20 protein-coding genes are annotated in these 15,035 nt (G+C 47.3%); 8 read left to right on the top strand and 12 right to left on the bottom strand.

From position 1 onward, the window contains the following. Positions 1-179: 179 nt before the first annotated feature. Positions 180-473 carry a hypothetical protein gene (locus ACN9MT_RS07370; RefSeq protein WP_035408158.1) on the top strand — a complete coding sequence of 98 codons (294 nt, stop codon included), beginning with the start codon at positions 180-182 and terminating at the stop codon, positions 471-473. A gap of 55 nt (positions 474-528) precedes the next feature. On the opposite strand, the gene ACN9MT_RS07365 is transcribed toward ACN9MT_RS07370, so the two are convergent. The 4 genes from ACN9MT_RS07365 to ACN9MT_RS07350 form a co-directional block, all read right to left on the bottom strand. Continuing rightward, on the bottom strand, positions 529-1,665 hold the full coding sequence (locus ACN9MT_RS07365; protein WP_290774554.1) for a GGDEF domain-containing protein: 1,137 nt from the start codon (positions 1,663-1,665) through the stop codon (positions 529-531). Positions 1,666-1,799: 134 nt separating this feature from the next. Then, a complete protein-coding gene (locus ACN9MT_RS07360; protein WP_035408161.1) occupies positions 1,800-2,045 on the bottom strand; it encodes a phage holin in 246 nt (81 codons plus the stop codon). After that, complete coding sequence (locus tag ACN9MT_RS07355) at positions 2,042-2,677, bottom strand: M15 family metallopeptidase (RefSeq protein ID WP_290750126.1); 636 nt, start codon at positions 2,675-2,677, stop codon at positions 2,042-2,044. The genes ACN9MT_RS07360 and ACN9MT_RS07355 overlap by 4 nt, the downstream gene beginning before the upstream one ends. Continuing rightward, complete coding sequence (locus ACN9MT_RS07350) at positions 2,677-3,432, bottom strand: helix-turn-helix domain-containing protein (RefSeq protein ID WP_426273267.1); 756 nt, start codon at positions 3,430-3,432, stop codon at positions 2,677-2,679. The genes ACN9MT_RS07355 and ACN9MT_RS07350 overlap by 1 nt, the downstream gene beginning before the upstream one ends. Before the next feature lie 91 nt (positions 3,433-3,523). Between ACN9MT_RS07350 and ACN9MT_RS07345 the strand changes: the two genes are divergently transcribed. Continuing rightward, a complete protein-coding gene (locus ACN9MT_RS07345; RefSeq protein WP_308101474.1) occupies positions 3,524-4,015 on the top strand; it encodes a DinB family protein in 492 nt (163 codons plus the stop codon). A 40-nt stretch (positions 4,016-4,055) separates the two neighbouring features. On the opposite strand, the gene ACN9MT_RS07340 is transcribed toward ACN9MT_RS07345, so the two are convergent. After that, positions 4,056-4,541, bottom strand: coding sequence for an NUDIX hydrolase (locus ACN9MT_RS07340; RefSeq protein WP_426273265.1), 486 nt, complete (start codon positions 4,539-4,541; stop codon positions 4,056-4,058). A 213-nt stretch (positions 4,542-4,754) separates the two neighbouring features. Between ACN9MT_RS07340 and ACN9MT_RS07335 the strand changes: the two genes are divergently transcribed. Continuing rightward, entirely contained in the window at positions 4,755-5,219 is a 465-nt protein-coding gene (locus ACN9MT_RS07335; RefSeq protein ID WP_426273263.1) for a hypothetical protein, read from the top strand. Between the two features lie 316 nt (positions 5,220-5,535). On the opposite strand, the gene ACN9MT_RS07330 is transcribed toward ACN9MT_RS07335, so the two are convergent. Next, positions 5,536-6,069: a DUF402 domain-containing protein gene (locus ACN9MT_RS07330; RefSeq protein ID WP_083254793.1), complete on the bottom strand. Its 534-nt coding sequence runs from the start codon at positions 6,067-6,069 to the stop codon at positions 5,536-5,538. A gap of 154 nt (positions 6,070-6,223) precedes the next feature. Here ACN9MT_RS07330 and ACN9MT_RS07325 point away from each other — a divergent pair, with 154 nt between their 5' ends. From ACN9MT_RS07325 to ACN9MT_RS07315, 3 genes are read left to right on the top strand one after another with little or no spacing between them, the layout of a single operon-like run. Beyond that, positions 6,224-7,333, top strand: coding sequence for a GGDEF domain-containing protein (locus ACN9MT_RS07325; protein WP_426273260.1), 1,110 nt, complete (start codon positions 6,224-6,226; stop codon positions 7,331-7,333). Positions 7,334-7,350: 17 nt separating this feature from the next. Beyond that, positions 7,351-7,725, top strand: coding sequence for a YkvA family protein (locus ACN9MT_RS07320; RefSeq protein WP_214729927.1), 375 nt, complete (start codon positions 7,351-7,353; stop codon positions 7,723-7,725). A 33-nt stretch (positions 7,726-7,758) separates the two neighbouring features. Next, positions 7,759-8,004: a hypothetical protein gene (locus ACN9MT_RS07315; protein ID WP_290722212.1), complete on the top strand. Its 246-nt coding sequence runs from the start codon at positions 7,759-7,761 to the stop codon at positions 8,002-8,004. A gap of 46 nt (positions 8,005-8,050) precedes the next feature. On the opposite strand, the gene ACN9MT_RS07310 is transcribed toward ACN9MT_RS07315, so the two are convergent. Genes ACN9MT_RS07310 through ACN9MT_RS07300 form a run of 3 tightly spaced genes read right to left on the bottom strand, consistent with a single transcriptional unit; the run spans position 8,051 to position 10,565 of the window. Further along, positions 8,051-8,737: a polysaccharide deacetylase family protein gene (locus ACN9MT_RS07310; RefSeq protein ID WP_426273258.1), complete on the bottom strand. Its 687-nt coding sequence runs from the start codon at positions 8,735-8,737 to the stop codon at positions 8,051-8,053. A 16-nt stretch (positions 8,738-8,753) separates the two neighbouring features. Then, on the bottom strand, positions 8,754-9,881 hold the full coding sequence (locus ACN9MT_RS07305; RefSeq protein WP_426273256.1) for an MGDG synthase family glycosyltransferase: 1,128 nt from the start codon (positions 9,879-9,881) through the stop codon (positions 8,754-8,756). A 54-nt stretch (positions 9,882-9,935) separates the two neighbouring features. Then, the gene (locus ACN9MT_RS07300) at positions 9,936-10,565 is read right to left on the bottom strand and encodes a DedA family protein (protein WP_426273254.1); all 630 of its coding nucleotides are present in this window, start codon (positions 10,563-10,565) and stop codon (positions 9,936-9,938) included. A gap of 159 nt (positions 10,566-10,724) precedes the next feature. On the opposite strand from ACN9MT_RS07300, the gene ACN9MT_RS07295 reads away from it, so the two are divergent. Both ACN9MT_RS07295 and ACN9MT_RS07290 read left to right on the top strand, forming a co-directional pair. After that, positions 10,725-11,285, top strand: a complete 561-nt coding sequence (locus tag ACN9MT_RS07295; protein ID WP_426273252.1) for a DedA family protein — start codon at positions 10,725-10,727, stop codon at positions 11,283-11,285. 83 nt (positions 11,286-11,368) lie between these two features. Further along, positions 11,369-11,911, top strand: a complete 543-nt coding sequence (locus ACN9MT_RS07290; protein WP_426273250.1) for a GNAT family N-acetyltransferase — start codon at positions 11,369-11,371, stop codon at positions 11,909-11,911. A 21-nt stretch (positions 11,912-11,932) separates the two neighbouring features. Here ACN9MT_RS07290 and ACN9MT_RS07285 read toward each other — a convergent pair whose 3' ends face one another. The 3 genes from ACN9MT_RS07285 to ACN9MT_RS07275 are packed head-to-tail and all read right to left on the bottom strand — an operon-like array spanning position 11,933 to position 14,955. Then, positions 11,933-12,337 carry a GtrA family protein gene (locus ACN9MT_RS07285; protein WP_426273248.1) on the bottom strand — a complete coding sequence of 135 codons (405 nt, stop codon included), beginning with the start codon at positions 12,335-12,337 and terminating at the stop codon, positions 11,933-11,935. Then, positions 12,334-13,290: a glycosyltransferase family 2 protein gene (locus ACN9MT_RS07280; protein WP_426273246.1), complete on the bottom strand. Its 957-nt coding sequence runs from the start codon at positions 13,288-13,290 to the stop codon at positions 12,334-12,336. Before ACN9MT_RS07280 ends, ACN9MT_RS07285 begins: the two co-directional genes overlap by 4 nt. 15 nt (positions 13,291-13,305) lie before the next feature. Then, on the bottom strand, positions 13,306-14,955 hold the full coding sequence (locus tag ACN9MT_RS07275) for a DUF6044 family protein (protein ID WP_426273244.1): 1,650 nt from the start codon (positions 14,953-14,955) through the stop codon (positions 13,306-13,308). Positions 14,956-15,035 lie beyond the last annotated feature (80 nt).

The following is a 15,035-nucleotide window of genomic DNA, read 5'->3' as shown; positions in this document are numbered from 1 at the left end:
ATTGAAGCTTGGCGTTTTTTTGGCGGAGTTTAAGAGGATTTCTTGAAAATAGATTTTGGATGATTTCAAAATTCGGATTGACTTTTTTTCAAAATCAGACGATTAGTTGCCAGAAAAATGGGTAATATAGACTATAGTAGAGAAAGAGCTGATTTATCAGGAGAGTGAGGTGAGAAAAGTTGATTAGTGCACAAGAAGCCTATTACATTAAGAAGGAATTGAATGAAAAATTCGAGGATCCGCGGATTTCCTGTGATTTTTCAATCTTTTCGCTTGAACCGTTCCAACTTCTCTTGCACGTACAGGAAGATGTTGATGAGCTCAGTACTGAATTACGATATGGCTTAAGCCGTAAGATTCGTTCCCAGCTCACACAACTTAATGCGCGTGTCGGTGGTGAACCTGTCAGGACGGTTTATGTCATATCGGCGCCTCTCATTTCCGATCGATCGTATTGCGTCATCTTACAATGAAATGAAAAATCCCCCGTGTGAGAAGCAAACACTCACGCGGGGGATTTTATCGTATTCACCCTGCCAAGTCCCCAATCTGATTCCGTCCGTTCTCTTTCGCTCGATACAGTGCTTGATCGGCTTGGTCGATGATTTCCTTCTCTGTCGTCTGTTCTTCGGGTACAAGTGACGTCAAGCCAAGACTGACGCTGACCCGGCAAAGGGGTTCGTACTGCTCGTGTGTGATGTTCAAATCAAGAATGTCCTGTCGAATCCGTTCTGCGATATGACGGGTTTCTTCTATGCCACGCGTCAGTAAAACCGTGAACTCCTCTCCTCCGTATCGTGCGACTTGTCCATGCCGAGCCTGCCGTTTTAAGACGCGAGCCACTTCCTTCAAACATTCATCCCCTTTTAAGTGACCATACGTGTCATTGTAGGACTTGAAGGCATCGACATCAATCAGTATTAAGGAGAGCGGTGTCTGCTCTTGTTTGGCTTCTTCGAGAAGCTTCTCCAATCGTTCATCGAACGCTCGCCGATTCGGGATGCCAGTCAATGCATCATGCAAGGAACGATGAATCAAGACTTGTTTGCTGCGTTCCATTCGAAACGTCTGGATGAAGGCAATCAAAACAAGAACAGCGATGCTCGCGACGACAACGATAACCCATTTCGCAGCACTCGATGCTTGCTCGGAGCGTTGTGTTGCTTCCGCAATGATTCGGTTGACGTCTGTTCGCAAACGGGCATCAATCGGTCGGAACGTTTCGATGAACTGCATTCCTTGATATCGTCTTGCCTCTGCTGAAGCTCTGTCACCGTCCTTGACGAGTTCAAATTGCGTGTCGTAAAACTGCGTCGCCGTCTCGATACGGGGAATTGCCTCCGTCCGAACGAGTTTTCGCATGATGGGATGGTTCGCATCTAGCCGGTTCAGCCGCGTGATCGTTTGATCCAGCTGATTAATCGTCCGTTCATACTGTGCTAGATCCGTTTTGTTCGGTGAAAGGATGTAACTCCGGACACTGAGTTCTAGATTCAACAACGCTGGAAACAGTTCTGCTGCTTCCGTTGAGATCGGAATAGCTTCTTTTAAGATACGGGCGTTTTCTCGTTCGATTTTTAGGAAAGCTTGATAGCTCCAAACACTTGTAAATAAAAGCGCACAGAGTGCCAAAAACAAATACCGTTGCAACGTTGACCATTTCACAAGAAGACCGACCTTTCTTTCTCTATCTACTTGACTAAAGTCAATTTCTTCTATCAGTATCTTGAAGTCAAACAATTAGTCATTTGTATGAAATAATGCCCGTTGCTGACACAATCCAAACGCTTCCCGACCGTTCAATCGGTTAAGGATGTGTTTTCCAGCTGTACTTGCGACTGACGTCGTCTTAATGCCCGCTCGGTCACGTCGTTATTCTTCCACCAAGCGACGAACAAACCGATTACCCCAACCAGACCGGTCACGAATCGTTCGACGTCATTCGATGACACCGGTAAAGCGGTAAATCCAAGCGTTGGTAAGAATAACTCTAGAAAGACATAGAGCGGTATCATGAGGCGGAGCCATGCTTGAAAACGAATCATGGTGACACCGGAAAGAGACGACGCCATGTTTGCGGTCCAACAATCCCGTCAACCACAAGTCGAGATGTCTGCTGGAACGCTTGGATGGCTCGCGTCAAACGTATATCAAAGATTCCTGTCACCATCAGACCCAATCGCTTCTCAATCGCTCGGACGAGTTCCGGTGCTTGAATTCGTTCGCGTAGATAGTGTCCTGGTTTTGGCACGTGATGCCGCGCAAGACTGACATGATCGTACAATTCAAAATGTGGATAATCGGGAAAACGGGACCAATCGCCTCCCCAGTCCATTCCGCGCCGTTTCATTGCCGCAACGATTCGACGAAGTCGCGCGTCCGGTGGAGAAAGAAATAATGCACCATCTTCGTAAAGGAAGACGTCAATTGCAACACCAAAATTATGGTTTGATTGTCCACCACGGGCTTGCGTCACGATCGGTCCTTGGGTCGTCCGTCCTTTTGCGTATAACGCGTTCTGTTCCGCGATGCTCCGAAAACTTTGGGCTATACCGAGTTTGATTCCATGCGGATAAAGCTCTTGAATCACGTCACGGGCAATCCGGACGACCGACGGATGCATGCCGGGAACGGTTAGTTTTTGATTCGCGCGTCGCAGTAATTCTTCTAGTTGCATCAGGCTCCCTCCCTGGTCAATGTATGTAATAAAGCAGCAATCTCGTCATCGTCAGGAATGACTTGTCGTTCCTGTTGTTTTGCCTCGTAAGCGCGTTGTGCTTCTTTTTCATGTTCTACCCAATTCGGTAATTGAAATAATGAATTGTTCCTTCTCGAACGTTTGGTTACTTGTTTCGGACGTTCTGACGCGGATCCGGTTGCAAGGCGCTTAACGACCTGTTCGATGTAACCGAAATGACGACTGTTCGCTCGTCCCGCTTCTTCAATTGCGTACTGGATTCGCTCGATTGGATGTTCGTTCGCAAGCAACAGCAACTCTTGTTCGATTCGTGGTGTCGTCTTTCCGAGATTCGACTCATACTGCTGCACCAGTTCCTTTTTTAAAGACGTTTTCTTCAAGACTTCTTCTTCGGAGTCAGCAGAAGTCTCGGGGGCAGTCGTCTCGTGACTCGCCGGGGATGGCGTATCGACATGGGGCAGGACTCGATAAGCATTTGAGGTCTGTCCTCCGTGTTTCGTGAACCGTTCGACTTTCTCGATCCGACCACTTGCGATCAAGGACTGGATACACGACTTGACTGTCGATTTACTGCACGGAACAGCATCGGCGATCGTCTGATAGGACGGAAATGCTTGACCATCTTGACCACTGAAGCTTTCAAGGATCAGGTAGATCATTTTTTCATGGACGGACGCGAATGCCGTCCCGCTCCGTAAGAGCGTATGGGGAACCGGAAGATATGGAGCTTGCATGGTGATTCCTCCTTTCTAGGAAATATGACAGGAAGAAGTCGAAGATTGTTCGAAAAGAGTGAAGAAGATATTTTTTGAGAGGAGTGACAGGATGAACGAACTATTCACCTATTATCTACAAGAACTTGATCGCTATGAGCCGGAGGCGTTGATTCATCATCTCGACCATGACACGTGGTCGATTAGTCAAATGTATGATCATTTGATCGTCGTCAGTCATGAGTATTTGGATGAAGTCGAGTCGTGCCGGTTCGCACCCGTGACCACGTCCGGGAAGTCACCGTTCGGCGAACAGTTATTTGCTGCTGGTGCATTTCCGTCGACACCGATCCGGTTACCGGATGCGATGAACGCTCCACCGGATGAGACGGATCAGGTTGAACAAATACGGACACGTTGGTTGCAACTGATTGATCGTCACGTAACGCTCGCAACGATTGCTCAGGCGACACCCGTTGATCAAAAGACGCAACACGGTGGGATGGGCTGGTTGAACGCTGCCGAGTGGTATGCCCTCGTCTCGTACCATCTCGCGCATCACCGGCATCAAAAACGACGACTCGACGCTGCGCTAGCCAATTGAACATGAAAAAGCGCTCTCCGCATGCGAAGAGCGCTTCGATTCATTTTAAGACATCCCAATTCGAAAAGTGTCGTACCTCAAGATCGAGTTGTTGTTCCTCAATCCAGCGGAATGCTTCAAGTACGAGCGGTGACGCATTGTCGATTGAAACTTCACTCGCCTTGACCCAACGCGCACCGAGTGAGTCTTGTCCGACGAATTGCTCGGGAATGCCAAGCGTTCCACCGGTCTGTCGAACGAGATAAAAGACGGCGATATGATGGACTTCATCGAACTCCCGCCAGTCCCACGGGAGCTTGAAGTCAGCGACGCCGATCTGTCGTTCGAGTGCTACCTCAAGCCCTGTCTCTTCCGTAAACTCACGGCGCATCGCCGTAGCGAGTGTCTCCCCTTCTTCTAGGCTACCCCCTGGTAAATCATAGCGATTGATGTACGGTCCACCATTTTTATCGATTACGAGTAAAGCATCCTCTTTCATTAATAAGCCATAGACTCCAAATGCACGGTGACAACGAATCGTTTTCATTTATCATACCTCCCTTTACTTCTCTTTTACATTTTTTATTTTTTATCACAATGACACTTAAACATATTGATATCTAAAGAACGCGGTAATGCGGTTAGCTTTATATTAATCGTTACAAAATCAGTCTAAAGGCTTACGTAATAGTTCGTATTTCATCATACACTTTACATAGATCACTAAATGAAAAGTCATATGGAAAGAAGGATTGGTACCATGAATCCCCCGAAATTAAGTGTTTTTTTACTAAAGTCATGCTTATTCGTACTATCTCTTGGTCTACTGGGTTTAGCGGGCTATGCAATCCCTACATTGCTGAACGGAATCAAGAGTTCAATCATTTTTGAAAAACCAGGATATGTCGTATTGATCGTTGCTTATATTGCTCTTATACCGCTATTGGCTTCTATTTTTCACGGTTTCCGCATTTTAAGCGCCTTTACAAAAAGTCAGGACGCGGCTATTCGTATTTCTTCATCGTCGAATAGCATTAAAAAGGCATTTCTCGTGATTGCTGTTTTAGCGATTTCTATTCTCCCCGTATTCTTTTATATAGGTCAGTTAGATGATGCTCCTGGATTAGTGCTTGTAGGAATAAGTATCGTCATCATCCCACTAGCCATCAGTGCCTTTTTTAATTGCGTGCAGTACATGATGAAGAAACATATTGTTACTTCATGAATGAATCGATAACAGATGAACGAATGTCCCTTAAAACGGCTTGAATTCGGTACTTTACCGGACTCAAGCCGTTTGTTCGTTGTTTAAAGTACGCTTGGATCACAAACGAACGTTCAGCGACTTCCATAACGTTACGTAGACGACGATACTCTCACTACAGGATATTTCAATGAACTATATCGAATTACTCTACTAAGACGAGACAAACAGGTGGAGCCCTAGCTTTAATGATAGAATCAAGAGAGTCAACGTATAGACCGACTCAAACGTCTTGCGACAAAAAGCGAACAGACTAAATGCGTGATATCGTGGTTTTTTATTGGGTATCCTTTCCATCATTCATGTTCATGACGGTCAGGATGAAAGCATCTAAATAGCCGTCAAACGGAAACTGTTGCTGCGCGATCCGTTCTTGAAGGTTCAGCAATGACGCACGGGTTCGTTCAATCAATTCGACCGGATAGTGATAGAGCCGTTGGTTCTCCATAAATTCGTCCTCGTCGACGACTTGCCACACTCCGTTTCGATAGACGAGATCAAGATCCAGATCGATGAACGATAATGTTTCATCTTGAAGGACTGACGGAAGACAGATATTGCAGTAATAGCTCATCTCTCCCGTCCGTTCTATATCGAGACCAACCGTGAAATCAGCTTCAAACGGATAGAATTCGAGACTATAGTTGTCGTATGTATAAACGGTTGCGCGACGATGATGATGAAGCGTCCGCCCTGGAATATTCGCGACGAGTAGATAGTCTTTTGTCTGCTTTAGGACATATCCATCCCACGAATAGTGCGGACGTCCGTCAAGTTTCCGTGCCTCAATCATAAGACGTTTTAATTTCACTTCATCCCCCCCTTTTCCTGAAGCTCTCTTATTTTACCAAATACTTTCAATCGAGCAAGACTTTTCCTGAATCTTTAAAATTTTGAGTCTCTCTCGTTGACATCCCTTATCAAACTGCTATCGTGAAAGTATCATACTCAAGGATGTGGAACTCATGTTCATTGCCGAGTTGTTATTGAATGCCTGTATCGCCTTCACCGGCTTTTATTTAATCGCTAAAATCATCTATAGTCAACGCCTCGCATCGAGCAGAATGAAGTCCCTCATCGTTGGTCTTGCGACCGGACTACTCGGCGTGCTATTGATGTTTAAAGGAATTGCAGTCAATGAATCGTTACGGATGGACTTACGTCATTTACCGCTCGTCCTGCTCGCTTTTTATGGCTTTCGCTCGCCTCTCATCATCGCGACGCTGATCATCGGTTGTTCTCGATTTTACTTCGGCTGGACCCCACAATCAATCGTCGCCTTTCTCGCAGTCCTCGGCATCAGCACCGGGATGTACTTCATTCATAAGCGGTTACTCCATCGACCGCTCTTGCAAAACCTGATCATGAACGTCTGGTCATTGTTCATGATCTCGATCGCTGTCTCGATCAATCTCGGCTTCAGTGACGCCGCTCTTCGTTTACTTGCTTCAACGTGGACGATCGGACTTGCGGTTGGACTGTTATCGAGTCTCTTGACGATCGACTTTCAGTTGCTCAACGAACAGGTCCAGCGTTATAAGCAATCAGCAGAACTCGATCACTTGACAGGACTGTACAATCGGCGTGTCTGGGACGAACGGACGACATTGCTTGAAGCAGAAGGACGCGTCTACAATGTGCTCGCGCTCGATATCGATCATTTCAAGCATGTCAACGATACGTACGGTCATGCGAACGGTGATCTCGTCTTGCAACAGTTTGCACGGATCTTGCAGGAAGAGACACGTCCGCATGATATCACTGCTCGAATTGGCGGCGAAGAATTCATGGTCCTCATCTATGATCTCACGCCTCCAAAAGTCACGAAAGTCGCTAACCGGATTCGAGAACGGATCGCGAACACACACTTTCAGCTCGACGGATCCCCGTCGATTGCCATCACGGCATCCGTCGGGATCGCTCACGGGAAACATATCGCCATTCAACGAATGAATATTCTTGCGGACGACGCATTATATGCCTCAAAGGAACAAGGACGAAATCGTGTCATTCTGTATGAAGCGGATGGCGAGGCAGCCGTCACGACAAACGAACGGGAACCGGTTCGCTCATAAGAAAGGAGTACTCGCTTATGTTAGAGCGAATGAAACAGATCGCTAGACGGATGAAGCAACAATTATCAGTCCTCTCTTATGCCATCGAACATCCTCGTTTACCTCGTCATATTAAATGGGGAATCATCGCCTTAATCGCCTATACTGTCAGTCCGATCGACTTGATACCAGATTTTCTGCCTGTTATTGGTCTTCTCGACGATCTCTTACTCGTTCCACTCGGTATCTACTTCATCATCCGTTCGATTCCTAAAGAAATCTTGACACAAGCACAACGACGACTTGAACAACAAGGAACGCGTTCCTTTCCATTGCTCCGACGTTATGGTCTAGCGTTCGTATTAATTTGTTGGGGTATTGGTATCGGTCTTGTGATATGGTGGATAGTGTAAAATCAACCAAATCCATCCATAAGGAGTAGTTCAATGAAAAATGAGTTTGAGTTCATGACGACATCGGAAGCAATTCTATTCGTCAGTTCCTTTTTCATGTGGCTTTACATTGGTCGTCATTTCGTCATGATCACGACGTTCGACGACTTATTTTTGACGCAATCTTGGTGGTTACTACTTCCGGTCATCACCTTCATCCTATTCTTACGCTCGTTCGTCGTGCGGCGCTTGATTCTCCATCATAGTCAAGAAGATGAGGACTTGTCACGCGAAGCATAATCCATGCAAAAGAGGAGCTATCCTGCACCGGATAGCTCCTCTTTTTTTACGTTTGATCAATGCGACGAAACTGTAAGCCGCGTGCTTTCCAGTTCGGCAAGAGTTCACGAAGCGCTTCAATCGTCTGCACAGGTGCTTGTGGGTCCGCGCCGAACGTATCCCCGTTATCGTGGAGCAAGATGATATCTCCTTCTGACACATTCGATAGTAGCTTCTTGATTTTTGTTGTCCCGCCTTCTACCTTCCAGTCTTCCGCCATCTTCGACCAGAGAATCATCTTGTAAGCGGTTGGCCAGAGGACATCTCCGGCATTGAGTGCACCCCAAGGTGGACGATAGACCGTCGGACGTTCACCGGTGATCCGTTCAATGATCATAGCCGTCCGCTCGATTCCTGCCCGGACCGTCGACGGTCGCATCGACCAGTTCGGTCGATGGACGTAATTGTGGATACCGAGTTGATGCCCTTCGTCGTGTATCCGGCGAATGAGGTCCGGATGTGCTTCTGCTTTATGACCAACGACAAAAAACGTCGCCTGAATGCCTTCTTGTTTTAAGAGATCAAGCAGTTCTGCCGTATAGACGGGATCTGGACCATCATCGAACGTTAAGGCGACATATCGTGAGTTCACTGATTTTGTGACACGCCACCCAAAGACGCGTGACGCCACGTACGGGACGATCGTATAAGCGATTGTCGCGAGAATTCCTGCTGTGATAAGACGTGAACGCATAGAAACTAACTCCCTTTTATTCATTTACTTTTCGGCGACGGTCTTGCAGGCAACCCGCAATCCGTTCCGCGAAAAACCGCTGATCGGCCATGACGCGATCATTTTGATACTGCGTGACTGCTTGTTGCCAAGCATGCATGACGTCTGGGTTCTCAAGCGTCCGACGGATGACGTCCGCGAGTTTATCCGTTTGATGAAATGCGAACGCAAGTCCTTTCTCCATCAAATACGAACGATTGATCTCTTCTTGTCCCGGTAGGACGTGCTGAATGAACAACGGTACACGTTTTTCGAATGCTTCACTGACCGTCACGCCACCCGGTTTCGTAACAATCGCATCCATTCGTTCATACAGCTGATTCATCTCATCCCGTGAATCGATATAGGTGAGCGGATGGATATGTGGATGACGTCGCGAAGCTAGTCGTTTATACAATGTTTGGTTCTTCCCACATAAGACATGGAAATCTGCTTCTGGACATTGTTCGATCTGCGTCAGTAAGGTCTCGAGTTGACCTAGTCCACCGTTTCCGCCTGCGACAAGAATTTGTTTGCGTGACTGCGTCGAGCGAAAAATGGAACCGCCAGCGATTGCTGGATGGACGGGGATACCCGTCACGAACAAGCGCTCAATTGGTACAGCATGATGCTCGTGCAATTCTTGCCTTGCCTCACGATTCGGCAACAGATGATACTCGATATGCGTCTTTCCCCAGACGCGGCTGACGAATAAATCCGTATAGGCATTGATGACCGGTACGTCACAAAGGTTTCGTTCTTTTAATTGATTCAAGAGATAGGAGGGAAACGCATGTGTACAGATGATGACGTCCGGTTGTTCCGTCCGGATGATCCGTAACATCTGTTGTTGGAAATAATGCGACGTCCATCCTGTCGACCGGGCATTGCTCGAACGTCCGGCAATATGCTGATGATAAAAACGGCTATAGCCGTTTGAGAAGTGTCGGATCCAGTTCAGGTAAAACTTCGATGTCACCCATTCCGCAAACGGGCTGATCGTACTGAGCAATTCTACTTCCTTGACTTCAACCCCTGGACCTTGCAGTCGTTCGGCGATCGCTTCGGCAACCAGATGATGACCGGATCGCATCCTTAAAAAAGGAAAGATCACTATTTTTTGCATCGTTTGTCCACTCCTTCAAACTGTTCCGACGATCCTTCAAAAAAGAAGTAACGTTTAGTCTTCTTTTCCCGCTTCGTTTTTCCCTGAAACGACGCGTTTCTCAAGTCGCTTCCGCTTGAGCCATTTCACGAGCACTCCGAGCAGGAACAATACGAGTAAGGCAAGTCCGAAATACGGTACGACTTCCGGCTTGATATGAAATGTCTTTCCTGCAAAGTGACCGAGTAAGACAAAGGGGACGACCCACAGCGCGGAACCGATTGCTGACACAAAGAAGTACCGACCGAACGAAATCCGCTTCATGCCCGCAAAATACGGATTGATCTGCCGCACCCCCGGAATGTAAAGACCGCCGATGATCGTTCGATTGATTCGTTCCATGTAGCCGTTTGACACCCGCTCCCAGCGTTCCTTCGTCAATCCGAGGAATCGACCGTACCGTAGGACGGTCGGTCCGAAGAAGCGCCCCGCTCCATATGCCGTCAGCATACCGACGAACGTCCCAGCATACGCAGTCAAGATCGAATAGATTAAACGTTCTTCGTTTTGACCACTTAAGATGCCGATCAGGACGAGTAAGGATTCTTCCGGTGCTGGAATCCCGACGATGCCAAAAAATAAAAAAATAAAAATAACGCCGTATCCATAGGCATCGAGATACTGATTGATCGTATCCATATTCATGTTGTCACGTCCTCTACTGCTGTCTTTCTGTACTGTTTCAACGTCTTCTGACTATGTATTCGGTGTCGATGAAAAATTCCCTTTTCTCGTCTGATTAAACCTTTTGGAGGATTCGTCCTTTCTTGAAACGGAAAAGAACTACTAAAGGAGGGATACAGGATGCACTGGCAACAATTGATGGAGCAGTATCGTTATCTCGGAGTCATTCTTGCCTTGTTCGCTCATTTCATCCCGACCGAATTGATCCTAGCGTATGCCGGATATCTCGTTTCCATTCAAATCGTCGCTTTTTTACCGATGCTCCTGATTGCAAATCTTGCGTTCGTCGCCTCCCAAAGCATGCTGTATGCGATTGCATACTTAGGTGGACCACCCGTCCGATTCCGCTTGGCGCGTACGTTCCCAACATTCAGTGAGCGATTGACAAAGTTTGAAAATCGCTTTCATCAGAAAGGAATTTATTATTTGTTGCTTTCCCCGCTTTGGAAGACGTTGTTTGCCTGTCTCGCTGGATTTTTACGGATCCGCTTCTTGACGTTCGCAGGACTCACGAGTATTTCATTTTTTGTCTGGTCTCTCTTGTTCATGTGGAGCGGCGTTTTGCTCGGAGAACGCTGGTCCGTGATTGCCCATCTCGTCATGCGTCACGCGACCTGGGTCATCCTTGCCGCTGTGATTCTCATTTGGGGTCTTCGGCGTGCGTTGCATCACAAGCCGTGACGCATGAACCTCCTTTTAAAAATCGATACTTATTCGCTTCTACTATTTGGTAGAATGCACCTAACTCATTGAAGGAGGCCTACATGTCAAACCACATCACTATCAACATCCGTCCACTTGATTCGTCGACAGTTGCTGTCGTCAACGATGCGAACGATTCCTTTCCAATCATCGGATACATTTCACCTCAGTTCATCGCTGGCGAATGGTCGTATGAAGAACAGCTCTTTGATCGACCAGAATCGATTCGTTTTCCGGATGATCAACTCGACTGGACGACCTATATCGAAAACGCGGACCGGATCGTCCTGCTCGCGTTTTCCGGTCCATCGTGCGTCGGACAAATTCGATTGCATCGGGACTGGAACCGGTTCGCTTATATCGAAAACATCGCTGTAAGCAGTAGCTATCGTCAGCATGGTATCGGTCAACAGCTTCTTGAAGCTGCCACGAAATGGGCGAAGGAGAAACAGTTGGTCGGTCTTTCACTAGAGGCCCAGCACGATAATGTGATCGCTTGTCGGTTTTATGTACGTCACGGGTTTAAGCTTGGTGGTGTCGATACGTTGAAACAATTCGCGAATCCACATATTGATTGGACACTCTACTGGTACAAAGTCTTCTAACAGCAACAGACGCCCTCTCCATTACTGTGGACCAGGCGTCTGTTTTGAGTTCTCATCAAATACCCAAATCGACTGTCCGATAAAGTTCAACCCTGTGTATAAGATCATCCCGAACAGAATAGCGATCGTTTCGGAAAGTGTCGGAAATAAATGATGAACGATGACTAAGCTCACGCGATAAGCGATCAGGTAGCTCAGCAACACGACGAGCAGGAAACGAAGCCAGTAGCGGAAGCCGCCCGTCGTCTGACGAAACGTAAAACGGCGGTTCAAGTGATAACTGACGAAGACACCACAGCCGTTTCCGATCGCCGTCGCACCCCAGTAGCCGACTCGCATGAGATGATACAGCAATAACGTGATGGCAAGTCCGACGATCGTATTGATGATACCGACAAGGAGAAAACGTCCGAACGTCGCAATCATTGGCGTTTTTCCTCGACGACGTACCGGGGACGACGCTTGACTTCCTGATAAATCTTACCGATGTATTCACCAATCAAGCCGATCCCAAACAGTTGTAACCCACCTATGAACCAAATCGACATCATTAAAGATGTCCAGCCATTGATTGTCTCGCCGACCATTTGCCGGTAAAAGGCATACCCGACGAACCCGATCGAAACGATCAGCATCAATACGGAGATGAAGAATAACAGCTTGATCGGTCGGACGCTAAAGGAAGTGATGCCGTCCCATGCAAGCTGAAGCATTTTTCGTAGTGGATATTTCGATTCCCCCGCTTGACGTCGTTGGCGTTGATACGACACCGTTGTTGTTTTGAATCCGAGTGTCGGGACGATTCCTCGTAAAAACAGATTGCGTTCCGGAAAGTCACATAACGTCTCGACGGAGCGTCTACTCATCAAACGGTAATCGGCATGATCCGGTATCGTCTCGACGCCAAGTAACGTCATGACGCGATAAAATCCTTCAGCGCTGGTCCGTTTGAACCAACTGTCGGACGAGCGATCTGCTCGCACTCCGTAGACGATATCATGACCAATATGAAACTGCTCCAAGAAAGCGGGAACGATGCCTAAATCATCCTGTAAATCGGCATCGAGTGAGATGAAACACTCGGCTTGCGTCCGACTTTCCTTCAGACCACCAAATAATGCCTGTTGATGTCCGACATTATGGGCAAGCTTCAGACCATGGAACTGGTCGTCTTGTTCATGGATTGCAGTGATACACGCCCATGTCGCATCCTTACTACCATCATCAACGAATAAGACGAACGAATCGTGAGCAATCAACCGCTCCTCTTTCCACTGCATGAGTAACGACTGCAACGTTCGAATCGTGAGCGGCAACACGTCCGTTTCGTTATAACACGGAATGATGAAAGCAACTGTTGGAGTTTCATACATTGGCATCGTTTCTTCCTCCTCTTAACGAATCCGATATAGTCGAAGTGTCCATGCCGATTGAGGATCATGAAATGTTTTGATGCGGACGAACCCTTTTTGACGAGCATCTTTGATCATCACGGCAGAAATCAGATACGATGCCCCCATCCGCTTCATTTGACGTGTATTGAGCTGTAAATCATCAATCGTTTTCGGACGATTAGACGTCATCATGTCATCTTTTCCAAGTGCTGCTGAGAACACATACACGCGGTTTCCCCATGTGTCGTAATAACGACGTAACGTTGGACTTTTATTTAATTCTCCTTCAATGATGCGACGAAACTGTCGCTTATAGGAGAGCGGATAAAAATTGACGTATCCGTCGATCGTCTGCAGTCCATTGTACTGGGCAATCGCTGGATGAAGCCCGAGTGAGGCAACGCGATACGTTGATGTCGGACGATCAATCTCACGTTTGATCGCGTCAAACTGATTTGTCGCATAAAAGGCTCGATAGCTCGGTTCGTTCCGATAGATGATTTCCGGATGCCAGAGCAAAAGAACCATGGTTTGTGCCATCAACAGCCGTTTCACCCACCGGCGTTTTACATGAAGCCAGAGCCATTCCAGGGACAAGAAAAAGACACCATACCAAATCATCGGTTGTAAAAAATGAAAGCGTGAGAAGTTGAATGTCCGCAATAGACTGATTTGATCCTTCAGCGGATTCCACCCCACATAAAACCAACTGGCATACCAGACGGACAATCCGATCAACAGATATGTCAAACGGCGAATCCGTTGCGGGAGTTGACTTTTCTGACGCCAAGACAATATAACGACTAGTCCGATCGTCAACAACAGAATCGGCGCTTGTGCAGCCCGGTCATGCGTGTGTCCGAGAACAAGGTGTTTCAGCAAAAGTCGCATCGTCGCTAACAGTCCATTTTGTCCTTCTTCGAAGTCTTCTCGGCTCGTTGGTTCACTGTCCCATAAAAGAGAGTAGACCAGTCGATATTCAATGAGCAGATAGAGGATCGTCTGACCGATGAACGCCATCCAAAACAAACGATGGAAGGAGCGAGCGCGCATCTCTTTGATTGCATGATAAATGGCGAGTAGACACAAGAAAAAACAAATTCCTAGGACAAAACTGGAGTAAAAAGGGACGAGAAATAGAACAAGTAGACTGACACGGCGCTTTTGATGATGCCATAAGTTCCAATACGCCCAGAGCAAAAGAGGCATTCCGAGCGTACTGAGCATTCCGGATGGCCAAAACGGTGTCCAGGCAAATAAGATCGCACACCAGACGACGATATACAACGGTAGTCGATTACGTCCGTAATCTCGCAGTAAGAGATACATTCCGATGAAAGCAACAAGTCGCGTGAAGAGTTGACTGATAACATACGCCGTAAACGGACTGAACCATTCATAGAACCAAATGATGCCTGAAAAAGAACTGACGAATGCGTTGCGAGAGACGACTCCGCTCATCAAACCCGGAACCGTCGCCCCGATCGCTGCGTGCACACTATGCGCCTCGACTAACCACTTATACCAAACGACATTCGAATCCAGATTATCGTGGATGCGAACGTGGCTATCCTGCCCAAATAGGATTAGCGGTAAAACATAACAAGCCGTAAAGATGAGCCCGATCAAGAACAATGTACGTTCCCGCATGATGATGTCCTTTCCATTTAACACGACCAGTCGATGGTATAGTGTTCCTCTCAATCCCGTTACGTAATCCTCTTACCATA

The sequence above is a fragment of the Exiguobacterium sp. R-17 genome, assembly GCF_049913315.1.
Taxonomy (GTDB): Bacteria; Bacillota; Bacilli; order Exiguobacteriales; family Exiguobacteriaceae; genus Exiguobacterium_A.
The sequence above is the reverse complement of the archived record's forward strand: the minus strand, read 5'-3'. Positions and strand labels throughout refer to the sequence as shown.